The sequence below is a fragment of the Limimaricola cinnabarinus genome, from assembly GCF_002723615.1.
In the GTDB taxonomy this organism is placed as follows: domain Bacteria; phylum Pseudomonadota; class Alphaproteobacteria; order Rhodobacterales; family Rhodobacteraceae; genus Limimaricola; species Limimaricola cinnabarinus_B.
Genome location: NZ_KZ304967.1, coordinates 24,426 through 37,854, shown reverse-complemented (window position 1 = coordinate 37,854; position 13,429 = coordinate 24,426). Strand labels below are relative to the sequence as shown.

Below are 13,429 nucleotides of genomic sequence, written 5' to 3'. Positions count from 1 at the left end.
CCCGGCGGGCGCGGTCTATGGCGGCATGGCCAAGCCCGTGAACACCTCCAAGACCGGCCCCGCGGCCAGGCGCAACCGCAAGGGAAAGGCCGCCGCCAAGCCTGCCAAGCCCGCCGAAACCCGCCCGCGCGCGCCGGGGCGGCTGGTCGTGCGGGGCCTGCTATGGGCGGCCTTCGCGCTTGTCGGTCTCATCGGCGCGCTGATCCTTTTGTTCTCGACCGTGAACCCGCCGATCACCCCCTACATGCTCTCCGAGCGCGCGCGGCTGGACGAGATCGCCCATGACTGGGTGCCGATGGAGGAGATCGCCCCGGTGATGGCCCGCGCCGCCGTCGCCGCCGAGGACGCCAATTTCTGCCTGCATTGGGGGCTCGACCTCAAGGCGATCCGTGCCGCCATGGCCCAGGGCGGCAATCGCGGCGCTTCGACCATCAGCCAGCAGACCGTCAAGAACGTCTATCTCTGGCAGGGGCGCAGCTGGCCGAGAAAGGCGCTGGAAGCGGCGATGACGCCCGCGGTCGAGGCGGTCTGGACCAAGCGGCGCATCCTGGAGGTCTATCTCAACGTCGCCGAGTTCGACGAGGGCGTGTTCGGCGTGGGCCGCGCCGCGCCGCATTACTTCGGCGTTGCCGCCGCCGATCTGACGGATGTGCAGGCCGCCCGTCTCGCCGCGATCCTGCCCGACCCCAAGGGGCGCTCGGCCGCCGATCCTTCGGATTTCGTGCAAAGGCGCGCCGGGCAGATCCGCGACGGCGCCGCCACCATCCGCCGCGACGGGCGCGACGACTGCTTCGAGTGATGCGCGCACGGGATTGAAGCGGCGCGTCAGTTGCGGCAGACAGGGGCCATGCAGAACACCCGTCCCGCCACGCAACGCCTCTATCACTTCCCGCTTTCGCCGTTCTCGCGCAAGGTGCGGCTCTCCCTCGCCGAAAAACGGATCGAGGTCGAGCTGGTGGAAGAGAGATACTGGGAGCAGGACACCGAGTTCCTGCGCCGCAACCCGGCGGGCAAGGTGCCGATCCTGAAGCTCGGCAACCGGCTCATGTCGGAAAGCAGCGCGATCTGCGAATATCTCGAAGAGGTGCAGCCCGATCCGCCGCTTCTGCCGCAATCGCCCGAGGCGCGATTCGAGGTGCGCCGCCTCGTCGGCTGGTTCGACGACAAGTTCCACCGCGAGGTGACCTCGAAGCTTTTGGGCGAGCGGGTGTTCAAGAAGGTCATGGGCGGCGGCTATCCCGACAGCTCCAACGTCAAGGCCGGGGCGCGGGCGATCAAGTATCACCTCGACTACATGGCTTGGCTGCTGGATCAGCGCCGCTGGCTCGCGGGCAACGAGCTCAGCCTCGCCGACTTCGCCGCCGCGGCGCATCTGTCCTGCCTCGATTACATCTCGGACGTGGACTGGAACCGCTCCGAGACGGTCAAGGACTGGTACGCCAAGATCAAGTCGCGCCCCGCCTTCCGCTCGCTTCTGGCCGACCAGCTGCCGGGCTTTCCGCAGCCCGCCCATTACGCCGATCTCGATTTCTGAGACGGAGCGCTTGGGGCAGGCGGCCCGAATGCGTATTTGGTGAAAGATGAACCAGGGGGCGGCGCTCAAGACCCGGCTGCGCGAGGCCGCGCTCGGCGAGGGATTCGCCGAGATGGGAATCTGCCGTCCCGATGCCATCCCCGAGGCCGCCGCCCGGCTCGCCACCTATGTCGAGGAAGGCCGCCACGGCCAGATGGGCTGGATGGAGGAGCGCATGCACTGGCGCGGCGACCCGGCCGCGCTCTGGCCAAAGGCGCGCTCCGTCATCATGCTGGCCGAGGCCTACACCCCGCGCCATGATCCGCTCGACGTGCTGGAGCATCCCGATCGCGCCGCGATCAGCGTCTATGCCCATGGCCGAGACTACCACGATCTTGTCAAGAAACGGCTGAAACGGGTCGGGCGCTGGCTGCTGGAGCAGTGCCCCGAGGAAGAGATCAAGGTCTTCGTCGACACCGCCCCGGTGATGGAAAAGCCGTTGGCGCAGGCCGCGGGGCTGGGCTGGCAGGGCAAGCACACCAATCTTCTGGGCCGGACGGTGGGCAACTGGGTGTTCTTGGGCGCGATCTTTACCACCGTGGAGCTGCCGGTGGACGCGCCCGCGCGCGAGAAATGCGGCTCCTGCACGCGCTGCCTCGACATCTGCCCGACGGGCGCCTTTCCCGCACCCTTCCAGCTCGATGCGCGGCGCTGCATCTCCTACCTCACCATTGAGCACAAGGGGCCGGTGCCGGAGGAATTCCGCGAAGCCTTGGGCAACCGCATCTATGGCTGCGACGATTGCCTCGCGATCTGTCCTTGGAACAAGTTCGCCCAGGAAGCGACCGAGATGCGCTATTTCGGCAAGGTCGATGCGCCGCCCCTGGCCGAGCTGGCGAAGCTCGACGATGCAAGTTTCCGCGAGATGTTCTCGGGCAGCCCGATCAAGCGGATCGGGCGTGACCGGTTCTTGCGCAACGTCGCCTATGCCATCGGCAATTCCGGCGACCCCGGCCTGCTGCCCACGGCGCGAAACCTTGCCGCCGAGCCCGATCCGACATTGGCCGAAGCCGGTCAATGGGCCGTGAGGCGGCTGGAAGCGGCAGCCAACGGGGCTAGCTCGGTGCCCTGACAAGCTCAGGGAGACCGACATGCAAGCCAAATCGCCTTTTGTCATCGCCGCCATCGCCGCGCTGGCCCCCGGCCTCGCCCTCGCCGATGCCGATCACGGCGGCGTCAAGCAGCCGGTCGATCGCGGCCCGGCCAATGCCGATTACGAACCCGCCTTCCCCGAACAGGCCAACGCCCCCAAGATGGAGGCGACCGAGGTCGCCGTCGAAACCTTTGCCGACGGGCTGGAGCGGCCCTGGGGCCTCGCGCCGCTGCCCGAGGGCGGCTATCTCGTGACCGAGCGGCCCGGCCGCCTGCGCCATGTCTCCGCCGAAGGAGAGGTGGGCGAGCCGATCACCGGCCTGCCCGAGATCGACGCGCGCGAGCAGGGCGGGCTTCTGGACGTGACGCTTTCGCCCGATTTCGGCTCCGACCGCATGGTCTATTTCACCTATGCCAAGCCGGTCGACGGCGGTGTCGCCACCGCCGCCGCGCGCGGCACGCTCACCGAGGACATGAGCGCGCTCGAAGGGGTCGAGGACATCTTCGTGCAGGGCCCGCCCGCAAACGCGCCGATGCATTACGGCTCGCGCATCACCTTCGACGGCGAAGGCCACGTCTTCATCACCACGGGCGAGCATTTCACCGACGAATACCGCGAGATGGCGCAGGACATCACCAACACCTACGGCGTGGTGGTACGGCTCAACCCCGACGGCTCGGTGCCCGAGGACAACCCCTTTGTCGGGCAGGAAGGCGAGGATGCGATCTGGTCCTATGGCCACCGCAACATCCAGGGCGCGGCGATCCAGCCCTCCACCGGCGATTACTGGACCATCGAGCATGGCCCCGCGGGCGGCGACGAGCTGAACCGCCCCGAGCCGGGCGCGAATTATGGCTGGCCCAAGGTGAGCTACGGCCTCCGCTATGACGGCGAGCCGGTGGGTATCGGCGAGCCGCGCGCCGAAGGCATGAAGGAGCCGGTCTATTACTGGGATCCGGTGATCGCGCCGGGCGGCATGGCCTTCTACGAGGGCGACGCCTTCGAGGGCTGGGAGGGCGATCTGGTCATCGCCTCGCTCGTCCCCGGAGAGGTGGTGCGGCTCGATATCAACGAGGAGGGCCTCGTGGTCGGTGAGGAGGCGCTCGTCGGCGGCAATGGCCGGGTGCGCGACGTGGAGATCGCCGATGACGGCTCGGTGCTGTTCCTGATCGATAGCGAAGCGGGCGCGATCATGCGCATGTCGCCCAAGGAGTAGGCGCCAAGGCCTGCCTCTCGGGCGGCGATTGGCGCAGATCCGGGGGGCAGGGGGAAAACAGCAGACCGAATCGCATCGGTTCGCTAGGGTGCAGACCCGCGATATCCCCAACGGAGGACATATCGATGACCAAGCACGTGATCGACAAGCCCAAGGACCGCAGCGAGATCAGGGCCCGCGAATACATGCGGCTCGAGCGCGAGGAGACCCCGCACGCGGCGGTGAGGGGGCTGCATGCCCGCAGCCTCGGCGCCCGCGGCGCGGCGCGGATGCGCGAGTTCCTTCGGATCGAGCGCGGTCGCGAAGCCTGAGACCACCGGGCCCCGGGGGCGGGGCCCGACACCATTGCATGACGGATTGCAGGCAGGGCAGCGCGCGCGGGCCGGGCGCCGCTTGCCCCCGCCGCGAAGCCGGCTAGGGTCGGCGCGAAAGGATCCGTCATGCCCCGCCCTGCCACCGCCACCTCTCCCGCCGCGCCGCCGCAACAGCCGATGCGCGGCATCGGCTTCAAGGTCGCCTCGGTCTGCGTCTTCGTCGCCATGGCGGCGATCATCAAGGCCACCTCGGACGTGGTCCCGCCCGGCGAGGCGGTCTTCTTTCGCTCCTTCTTCGCATTGCCGGTGATCATCGCCTGGCTGCTCTGGCGCGGCGAGCTGCGCCACGGGCTCGAGACCCCGAACCCGATGGGTCATCTGTGGCGCGGCCTCGTCGGCACGGCGGCGATGGGGCTCGGCTTCACCGCGCTGGGGCTGCTGCCGTTCCCCGAGGTGACCGCGATCGGCTACGCCGCGCCCTTGATGGTGGTGGTGCTGGCCGCGATGTTTCTGGGCGAGGAGGTGCGGCTGTTTCGGCTCACGGCGGTGGGGGCGGGGCTGGCCGGCGTTCTGATCGTCATGTCGCCGCGGCTCTCGGTGACCTCCGATCCGCTCAGCATGGCCGAGACGCTGGGCGCGGTGGTGGCGCTGGGCGGCGCGCTCTGCGCGGCGCTGGCGCAGGTCTTCGTGCGCAAGCTCACCCGGACCGAGGGCACGGCGGCGATCGTCTTCTGGTTCTCGACCACCGCGAGCGTGCTGGCGCTCATGACCCTGCCCTTCGGCTGGGTGCTGCCCGGCCCCGGCCCCTTCGCGCTGCTGGTGCTGGCGGGGCTTCTGGGCGGGGTGGGGCAGATCTTTCTGACATCGAGCTACCGCTACGCCGACGCCTCGCTCATCGCGCCCTTCGAATACGCCTCGATGCTGCTGGCGCTGGGCGTGGGATATTTCCTCTTCGACGAGGTGCCGACCTGGACGATGCTGGCGGGCGCCGCGATCATCGTGGCGGCGGGCATCGCCATCATCTGGCGCGAGCGCAAGCTCGGGCTGGAGCGCGGCCGGGGCCGCCGCGCGATGAGCCCGAACGGCTAGCGTTCCACCTCCTGGCGGACCTGGCCCCAGGCGGCAAGGGTGAAGATCGCCGTGCCGCCGACCACGTTGCCCGCCAGCACCGGCAGGAACCAGCGCGCCAGCAGCGCGGGCAGGTCCTCCGCACCAGACAGCGCCACATGCGCCATCTCGACCGAGCCCGCGATCACGTGCTGGAAGCCGCCCGCCGCGATCAGCCATGTGAAGGCGGTGATGACGAAGAAATACTCGTGATCGCCCGAGGAGATCATCCAGACCAGCGCCGCGATCAGCACGCCCGCGGGAATCGCGCGCCAGAAGTTTTCCCATGCGCCGCCCGACGTGGCCTTGAGGCTGAGATCGCCCATCGCCGTCGCCGCCTCGGCCGACAGGGCGGGGCTGTGAACGAAGAAGGCCGCCGCCAGGAAGGCGCCCGCGACATTGGCCCCCAGCACCAGCCCCCAGAGCCGCGCCACCCGCCACAGCGTCGCGGCGTCGCGATGGGTCAGCAGCGGCAGCACGGTGGTGATGGTGTCCTCGGTGAAGAGCTGCATCCGGCTCAGGATCACCAGCAGAAAGCCGAAGCTGTAGCCGAAGGCGGTGACATAGGTCGTCCAGGGCGCGTCCGGCAGATGCGCCGCGAGCACCGCCTTGCCCATCACCGAGACCGAGATCATCAGCCCCGCCGCGAGGCCGGCCCATGCGAGCGCCGCGAGGGGCCGCTTCAGCTCCTCCTCGCCCTCGCGCAGCACGACATGATAGACGAGCCGGGCGCTGAGATGGCTCGCCTCGTTGACGGCATCGGCCTCGGCCTCGTTGCGCACGTGGTCGGCATGTTCGGGGTCGCGATGCGGGGCGTCGTCCATGGGGTCTCCTGCGGTTTGTCCGCGGAGAGGTAAGGCGATGCGCCCCGCCGGAAAGCGCGGCCCGGCGATGCGGGCCGCGCGGCAGGGTCAGGCGCGCACGAGCTTCTCGTAGCTCTCGGCCACGTCGCGGGTCAGCGCGCCGACCTCGAAGTTGTAATCGCCGATCTGCCCCACCGGGGTCACCTCGGCCGCCGTGCCGGTGAGCCAGCACTGCTCGAAGCCTTCGAGCTCCTCGGGCATGATGTGGCGCTCATGCACGGTGACGCCCTTGTCCTTCAGCATCGCGATCACGGTCTGGCGGGTGATGCCGTTGAGGAAGCAATCCGCGAGCGGCGTGTGCACCTCGCCATCCTTGACGAAGAACATGTTGGCGCCGGTCGCCTCGGCCACGTAGCCGCGATAGTCGAACATCAGCGCGTCCGAGCAGCCCTTGGCCTCGGCGGCGTGCTTGGACATGGTGCAGATCATGTAGAGGCCGGCGGCCTTGGCCTGGCTCGGCGCGGTCTCGGGGGAGGGGCGCTTCCACTTGGCGATGTCGAGCTTGGCGCCCTTCATCTTGGCGTCGCCGTAATAGCTGCCCCATTCCCAAGCCGCGACGGCAAGGCGCACGGGGTTGCGCAAGGAAGCCACGCCCATGTCGGGACCCGCGCCGCGCCAGGCCAGCGCCCGCACATAGGCGTCGGACCAGCCATTGGCCTCGAGCACCGCGTATTTCGCGGCCTCGATCTCCTCGACCGAATAGGGGATCTCGAAATCGAGAAGCTCGGCCGATCTGCGCAGCCGCTCGGAATGCTCGACGCCCTTGAAGATCTTGCCGCCATAGCAGCGCTCGCCCTCGAACACCGAGGAGGCGTAGTGCAGCGCATGGGTCAGGATATGCACCTGCGCGCCGCGCCATTCCACAAGCTGGCCATCGAGCCAGATCTTTCCGTCGCGATCGTCATAGCCACCGGACATGGCGTGCCTCCCTGTCAAGATGTTGGGGCTGGCGCAGGCCTGCGAGACCGAAAATTGCGCCTCATGGGGCAGATCGCTAGTGCTTCGCCCTTGGAATGTCAACAAGGCTGACTTATTGTGTCCCGAAGTCGAGCGACCAAGGGAGATGACAGCGCATGGCCGAGGCACCGGCGCCGCAGGGGGGATCGGGTCTCCTCTTCCTGACGGACGAGCAGCTCAGGAAGGGCATCGAGGCGATGTTCTTCGCCTATCGCGGCTTTACTGCCGACCCCGACCGCATCCTCGAAAGCCGCGACATGGGGCGGGCGCATCACCGGGCGATCCATTTCATCCACCGCTCTCCCGGCACCACCGTGTCGAACCTGATGGCGCTTCTGGGCGTCACCAAGCAGTCGCTCAACCGGGTGCTGCGCGCGCTGATCGCGGCGGGGCTGGTCGAGGTGCGGGTGGGGCGGCGCGACCGGCGCGAGCGGCACCTGCACCTGACCGAGGAGGGCGCGGCGCTCGAACGCGAGCTGTCGAACGCCCAGCGCGAGCGGATGCGCGCCGCCTACCGCACCGCCGGGCCGGTCGCGGTGGCGGGGTTTCGGCAGGTGCTCGAGGCGATGATGGACGACGACAGCCGCCGCCAATACGAGGCGCTGGCCGGAAGGGGCGGCTGATGAGCACCGATCTCGCGCATCTGCTGGTGGTCGACGACGACGCGCGGCTGCGCAGCCTGCTGCAGAAGTTTCTCGCGCGACACGGCTATCTGGTCACCGGCGCGCGCGATGCGGGCCATGCGCGCCGGCTGCTCTCGGGGCTCGATTTCGATCTCATTGTGATGGACGTGATGATGCCCGGCGAGGACGGCATCTCGCTGTGCCGCTCCTTGCGCGCGACGCTGCCGGTGCCGATCCTGCTTCTGACCGCGCGGGGCGAGACCGGCGACCGGATCATGGGGCTCGAGGCCGGGGCCGACGACTACCTCGCCAAACCCTTCGATCCCAAGGAGCTGCTCCTGAGGATCAACGCCGTGCTGCGCCGCCAGCCCGCGCCCGAGGCCGTGCCCGAACCCGCGGCGACGCTGGAGCTCGGCCCGGTGCGCTACGACGTGGCGCGCGGCGAGATGTGGGAGGGCGAGACCCGGATCCGGCTGACCGCGACCGAATCGCAGCTGATGCGGATCTTCGCCGCCCAGCCGGGCGAGGCGGTGAGCCGTGCGCAGCTGGTCGAGGAGCTGGGCCGCGGCGACGGCCAGAGCCAGGAGCGCGCGGTCGACGTGCAGATCACCCGGCTGCGGCGCAAGTTCGAGACCGATCCGCGCCAGCCGCGCTACCTGCAGACGGTGCGCGGCGAAGGTTACATGCTGACGCCCGACTGAACCGGCGGGATTTGCGTATTTGGAGAAAGATGAACCAGGGGAGCGCATGCCCTTTCATCTTTCTCCAAATACGCAATCGCCATGGGCCACCCGCGAGACGGGTGATCCTCCCGGCGCTTGCACATGCCGCCGATCTGGGCTTGCCTGCCGGTCATGACCACGGCGCTTCTCACCCATCCCGACGGCTTCGACCACGCGACGCCCCCCGGCCATCCCGAGCAGGTGGCCCGGCTCGACGCGGTGCTCGGCGCGCTCGAGGCGTTCGACCTCATGCGCGTCAAGGCGCCCCTCGCGGCCGAGGCGGACCTCCTGCGCGTGCATCCCGGATCGTATCTCGACGCGCTGCGCCGGGATCTGCCCGAACAGGGCACGCATCAGCTCGACGCCGACACCTGGCTTTCGCCCGGCAGCCTCGGGGCTGCATGGCGCGGCGCGGGTGCCGCGATCCGGGCGGTGGATCTCGTGTTGTCGGGCGAAGCGGCCAACGCCTTCTGCGCCACGCGCCCGCCGGGCCATCACGCCGAGCGTGAGACGGCGATGGGGTTCTGCCTTCTGGGCAATGTGGCGGCGGCGGCGAAGCACGCGCTCGACCATCACGGGCTGAGCCGCGTGGCGATCATCGATTTCGACGTGCATCACGGCAATGGCACGCAGGATCTCGTCGAGGACGATCCGCGCATCCTGTTCTGCTCGACCCACGAGATGCCGCTTTACCCGGGCACGGGCGATCCCTCGGACACCGGCCCGCATGACACGGTGGTCAACGTGGCGCTGCGGGCAGGGACCGACGGGGCGGGGCTGCTGGCGGCGCTGGAGGAAAAGGTGTTTCCGCGGGTCGTGGCGCATGGGCCCGAGCTGATTCTCGTCTCCGCCGGGTTCGACGCGCATCGCGCCGATCCGCTGGCCGGGCTGATGCTGGAGACCGGGGATTTCGCCAAAGTCACCGCGCGGATCTGCGATCTGGCCGAGGATCTTTGCGCAAGGCGCGTGGTCTCCGCGCTCGAAGGCGGCTATGACCTCGAGGCGCTGGGCGCCTGCGTGGCCGCCCATGTCAGGATATTGGAGGAACGCGGACGATGAGCGACGCGACACCCGTGAACGAGATGAGCTTCGAGGCGGCGATCAAGGAGCTGGAGCAGGTCGTGGCCAAGCTGGAGCGCGGCGATGTCGCGCTCGACCAGTCCATCGCGCTCTACCAGCGCGGCGCCGAGCTGAAGGCGCGCTGCGAGAAGCAGCTCGCCGAAGCCGAGGAAAAGGTCGCCAAGATCACCCAAGCCCCCGACGGGCAGGCGCAGGGCACCGCGCCGCTCGATGGCTGAGGCGTTCCGCGCCGCGCTGGCGCAGGCCGGGCGCGAGACGCAAGATGTGCTGCGCGCGCGGCTCGCAGGCCACGACCTGCCGGTGGCGCGCGCGATGGAGCACGCGGTGGTGGGCGGCAAGGGGCTGCGCGGTTTTCTCGTGCTCGAAGGCGCGCGGCTGCACGGCGTGACGCGCGAGGCGGCGCTTCTGCCCGCCGCGGGGATCGAGGCGCTGCACGCCTATTCGCTGGTGCATGACGACCTGCCCGCCATGGATGACGACGACCTGCGCCGCGGGCAGCCCACCGTGCATGTCGCATGGGACGAGGCCACCGCGATCCTCGCGGGCGACGCGCTGCAAAGCCTCGCCTTCGAGCTTTGCGCCGATCCGGCCGTCGGGCCGCACCGCGCCGATCTGTGCCTCGCGCTCGCGCGTGCGGGCGGCATCGCCGGCATGGTCGGCGGTCAGGCGCGCGACATCATGGCCGAAAGCGCCGACAGGCCGCTCGACCTCGACCAGATCACCGAGCTGCAGCAGGGCAAGACCGGGGCGCTGATCCGCTGGTCCGCCGAGGCGGGGGCGGTGATGGCGGGGGCGGATGCGCGGCCCCTGGGGCATTACGCTACAGCACTTGGCCTTGCCTTTCAGATCGCGGACGACATCCTCGACGTGGAGGGGGACGCGAAGACGATGGGCAAGGCGGTTGGCAAGGATGCGGGTGCGGGCAAGGCGACCTTCGTGTCGCTGCTCGGGCTCGATGCGGCGAAAACCCGCGCGCGCGAGCTGGTCGAAGCCGCCTGCGACGCGCTCGCGCCCTATGGCGCAGGCGCGGCAACCTTGCGCGAGACTGCCCGCTTCGTTATCGCGCGCGACAACTGAACATCAGGGGGCTCGCCATGACCCAGACGCCGAACCGCCCCGTCACCCCCGTGCTTGACCGGGTGAAGATCCCTGCCGACATGAAGCGGCTGAGCGATGCCGAGCTCAGGCGGCTTGCCGACGAGCTGCGCGCCGAGACGATCTCGGCGGTGAGCGAGACCGGCGGGCATCTTGGCGCCGGCTTGGGCGTGGTCGAGATGACCGTGGCGCTGCACGCGGTGTTCGACACGCCGCGCGACCGCGTGATCTGGGACGTCAGCCACCAGTCCTATCCGCACAAGATCCTGACCGGGCGGCGCGACCGCATCCGCACCCTGCGCCAGAAGGACGGGCTGTCGGGCTTCACCAAGCGATCTGAGTCACCCTACGACCCGTTCGGCGCGGCGCATAGCTCGACCTCGATCTCGGCGGCGCTGGGCCTGTCTGTGGCGCGCGATCTCGGCGGGCGGGGCCTTGAGGGCGAAAGCGTCGGCGATTGCATCGCGGTGATCGGCGATGGCGCGATGAGCGCGGGCATGGCCTATGAGGCGATGAACAATGCGGGCCATCTCGGCAAGCGGCTGATCGTCATTCTCAACGACAACGAGATGTCGATCGCGCCGCCCGTGGGCGCGATGTCGTCCTATCTTTCGCGGCTCTATGCCGGCGCGCCGTTTCAGGAGTTCAAGGCGCTCGCCAAGGGCGCGGTGTCCTTCCTGCCGCCGCCCTTCCAGGAGGGGGCGAAGCGCGCGAAGGACGTGTTCAAGCACATGACCATCGGCGGCACGCTGTTCGAGGAGCTGGGCTTTTCATATATCGGCCCGATCGACGGGCACGACATGGAGCAGATGCTCTCGGTGCTGCGCACCGTCAAGGCGCGCGCCGACGGGCCGGTGCTGATCCATGCGATCACTCGCAAGGGCAAGGGCTACGGCCCTGCCGAGGAAGCCTCCGACAAGGGCCACGCGACGGCCAAGTTCGACGTGGTTTCGGGCAAGCAGTCCAAGGCCAAGAGCAATGCGCCCTCCTACACTTCGGTGTTTTCCGAAAGCCTGATCAAGGCTGCGGAAAAGGACGACAAGATCGTCGCCGTGACGGCGGCGATGCCCGATGGCACGGGGCTTGCGCGGTTCATGGACCGCTATGCCAGCCGCTGCTTCGACGTGGGCATCGCCGAGCAGCACGCGGTGACCTTTGCCGCGGGCCTCGCGGCGGGCGGCATGAAGCCCTTCTGCGCGATCTATTCGACCTTCCTGCAGCGCGGCTACGACCAGGTGGTGCATGACGTGGCGATCCAGCGCCTGCCGGTGCGCTTCGCCATCGACCGGGCGGGCCTCGTGGGCGCGGATGGCGCGACCCATGCCGGGTCGTTCGACGTGGGCTTCATGGCCAACCTGCCGGGCATGGTGGTGATGGCCGCCGCCGACGAGGCGGAGCTTGCGCGCATGGTGGTCACGGCAGCCGCGCATGACGAAGGCCCGATCGCTTTCCGCTTTCCGCGCGGCGAGGGCGTGGGCGTCGAGATCCCGCCCGAGGCGCAGCCCTTGGAGATCGGCAAGGGGCGCATCGTGCAGGAGGGCAGCCGCGTCGCGCTCCTGTCCTTCGGCACGCGGCTGTCGGAGGCGGTGAAGGCCGCCGAGGCGCTGTCTGCGCGCGGCATCACGCCCACCATCGCGGATGCCCGTTTCGCCAAGCCGCTTGACCGGGAGATGATCCTGAAGCTGGCGGCGGATCACGAGGCGCTGATCACCCTCGAGGAAGGGGCCGTGGGCGGCTTTGGCAGCCACGTGGCGCAGCTTCTCTCGGATGAAGGCGTGTTCGACCATGGGCTGAAGTTCCGCTCCATGGTGCTGCCCGACATCTTCATCGACCAGGCGAGCCCGGCGGACATGTACGAGACGGCGCGGCTTTCGGCCCGGCATATCGAGGAAAAGGTGCTCTCGGTGCTGGGTGTCGAGGTGATGGGCAAGCGCGCCTAGCGCTCGTCCTTCAAAAGCGCGGCCAGCCCCGAGCGGTAATCGGGGTGGATGAGCCGCACCCCCAGTTCGTCCTTGATCCGGTCGTTCCGGACCTTCTTCGACTCGGCGTAGAAGCTGCGCGCCATCGGCGTCATCTCGGCCTCATCGAAGGCCACCTCAGGCGGCACCGGCAGGCGCAGAAGCTCGGCGGCATGGGCGATGACGTCCTGCGGCGGGGCCGGGTCGTCATCGCACAGGTTGTAGGTCGCGCCGGGGTTCGGGCGGTCGATGCTTGCCTTGAGCACCTGCGCGATGTCCTCGACATGGATGCGGCTGAAGACCTGCCCCTGCTTGACGATGCGCCGGGCCGTGCCCTGGCGCACCTTCTCGAACGGGCCGCGCCCGGGGCCGTAGATCCCCGCGAGGCGGAAGACGTGCAGCGGCAGACCGGGAATGGCGCGCCATGCCGCCTCGGCCTCGACCCGCGCGCGGCCGCGCTTGGTCGCCGGGCGCAGATCGCTCTCCTCGTCGACCCAGTCGCCGTTTCGGTCGCCATAGACCCCGGTGGTCGAGAGGTAGCCCACCCATGCGAAGCGTCCCGCGCGCGCGGCGATGGCATCCTGCCATTCGCGCAGCACCGGGTCGCCCTCGGCATCGGGCGCGGCGGAGACGAGCAGATGCGTGGCCGTGTCGAGCGCGGGTGTCAGGTCGCTGCCGGGCCAGATCGCGGGCTCGACGCCCGCCTTGCGCAAAGCCTCGGCCTTGTCGGCCGAGCGTGTCGTGCCGATGACGCGCCAGTCGTCGGGCAGGAGGCGGGCGAGGGCGCGGGCGGAATAGCCGTGGCCGAAGGAGAGAAGCGTTTTCATG

At 69.1% G+C, this 13,429-nt stretch carries 15 protein-coding genes; 12 read left to right on the top strand and 3 right to left on the bottom strand.

Annotated elements, in window-relative coordinates; all coding sequences use genetic code 11:
• Positions 1-25: 25 nt before the first annotated feature.
• The 6 genes from mtgA to CJ301_RS14215 all read left to right on the top strand — a co-directional run bounded on the left by mtgA (position 26) and on the right by CJ301_RS14215 (position 5,285).
• Positions 26-799: a monofunctional biosynthetic peptidoglycan transglycosylase gene (gene mtgA / locus CJ301_RS14240; protein ID WP_099278053.1), complete on the top strand. Its 774-nt coding sequence runs from the start codon at positions 26-28 to the stop codon at positions 797-799.
• A gap of 48 nt (positions 800-847) precedes the next feature.
• A complete protein-coding gene (fzlA, locus tag CJ301_RS14235; protein ID WP_099278052.1) occupies positions 848-1,534 on the top strand; it encodes an FtsZ-binding protein FzlA in 687 nt (228 codons plus the stop codon).
• Between the two features lie 46 nt (positions 1,535-1,580).
• Positions 1,581-2,645 (top strand): tRNA epoxyqueuosine(34) reductase QueG, encoded by a 1,065-nt coding sequence (gene queG, locus CJ301_RS14230; RefSeq protein ID WP_099278051.1) that lies wholly within the window; start codon positions 1,581-1,583, stop codon positions 2,643-2,645.
• Between the two features lie 19 nt (positions 2,646-2,664).
• The gene (locus tag CJ301_RS14225) at positions 2,665-3,882 is read left to right on the top strand and encodes a PQQ-dependent sugar dehydrogenase (RefSeq protein ID WP_099278050.1); all 1,218 of its coding nucleotides are present in this window, start codon (positions 2,665-2,667) and stop codon (positions 3,880-3,882) included.
• A gap of 125 nt (positions 3,883-4,007) precedes the next feature.
• Entirely contained in the window at positions 4,008-4,193 is a 186-nt protein-coding gene (locus CJ301_RS14220) for a hypothetical protein (RefSeq protein WP_099278049.1), read from the top strand.
• A gap of 129 nt (positions 4,194-4,322) precedes the next feature.
• Positions 4,323-5,285, top strand: a complete 963-nt coding sequence (locus CJ301_RS14215) for a DMT family transporter (protein ID WP_099278048.1) — start codon at positions 4,323-4,325, stop codon at positions 5,283-5,285.
• On the opposite strand, the gene CJ301_RS14210 is transcribed toward CJ301_RS14215, so the two are convergent.
• The gene (locus tag CJ301_RS14210) at positions 5,282-6,127 is read right to left on the bottom strand and encodes a formate/nitrite transporter family protein (protein WP_099278047.1); all 846 of its coding nucleotides are present in this window, start codon (positions 6,125-6,127) and stop codon (positions 5,282-5,284) included. The two genes, CJ301_RS14215 and CJ301_RS14210, sit on opposite strands and share 4 nt — an antisense overlap.
• 87 nt (positions 6,128-6,214) lie before the next feature.
• Positions 6,215-7,084 (bottom strand): branched-chain amino acid aminotransferase, encoded by an 870-nt coding sequence (locus CJ301_RS14205; protein WP_099278046.1) that lies wholly within the window; start codon positions 7,082-7,084, stop codon positions 6,215-6,217.
• A 155-nt stretch (positions 7,085-7,239) separates the two neighbouring features.
• Here CJ301_RS14205 and CJ301_RS14200 point away from each other — a divergent pair, with 155 nt between their 5' ends.
• From CJ301_RS14200 to dxs, 6 genes are all read left to right on the top strand, one after another.
• Positions 7,240-7,746: a MarR family winged helix-turn-helix transcriptional regulator gene (locus tag CJ301_RS14200; protein WP_099278045.1), complete on the top strand. Its 507-nt coding sequence runs from the start codon at positions 7,240-7,242 to the stop codon at positions 7,744-7,746.
• Positions 7,746-8,447 (top strand): response regulator, encoded by a 702-nt coding sequence (locus CJ301_RS14195; protein ID WP_099278044.1) that lies wholly within the window; start codon positions 7,746-7,748, stop codon positions 8,445-8,447. Before CJ301_RS14200 ends, CJ301_RS14195 begins: the two co-directional genes overlap by 1 nt.
• A gap of 153 nt (positions 8,448-8,600) precedes the next feature.
• Positions 8,601-9,527 carry a histone deacetylase family protein gene (locus tag CJ301_RS14190; protein ID WP_099278075.1) on the top strand — a complete coding sequence of 309 codons (927 nt, stop codon included), beginning with the start codon at positions 8,601-8,603 and terminating at the stop codon, positions 9,525-9,527.
• Positions 9,524-9,766, top strand: coding sequence for an exodeoxyribonuclease VII small subunit (locus CJ301_RS14185; protein WP_099278043.1), 243 nt, complete (start codon positions 9,524-9,526; stop codon positions 9,764-9,766). The genes CJ301_RS14190 and CJ301_RS14185 overlap by 4 nt, the downstream gene beginning before the upstream one ends.
• The gene (locus CJ301_RS14180; RefSeq protein ID WP_099278042.1) at positions 9,759-10,625 is read left to right on the top strand and encodes a polyprenyl synthetase family protein; all 867 of its coding nucleotides are present in this window, start codon (positions 9,759-9,761) and stop codon (positions 10,623-10,625) included. Before CJ301_RS14185 ends, CJ301_RS14180 begins: the two co-directional genes overlap by 8 nt.
• Before the next feature lie 17 nt (positions 10,626-10,642).
• Complete coding sequence (gene dxs / locus CJ301_RS14175) at positions 10,643-12,583, top strand: 1-deoxy-D-xylulose-5-phosphate synthase (RefSeq protein ID WP_099278041.1); 1,941 nt, start codon at positions 10,643-10,645, stop codon at positions 12,581-12,583.
• On the opposite strand, the gene CJ301_RS14170 is transcribed toward dxs, so the two are convergent.
• On the bottom strand, positions 12,580-13,428 hold the full coding sequence (locus CJ301_RS14170) for an SDR family oxidoreductase (protein ID WP_099278040.1): 849 nt from the start codon (positions 13,426-13,428) through the stop codon (positions 12,580-12,582). The genes dxs and CJ301_RS14170 overlap by 4 nt on opposite strands.
• Between the last annotated feature and the right edge of the window lies 1 nt (position 13,429).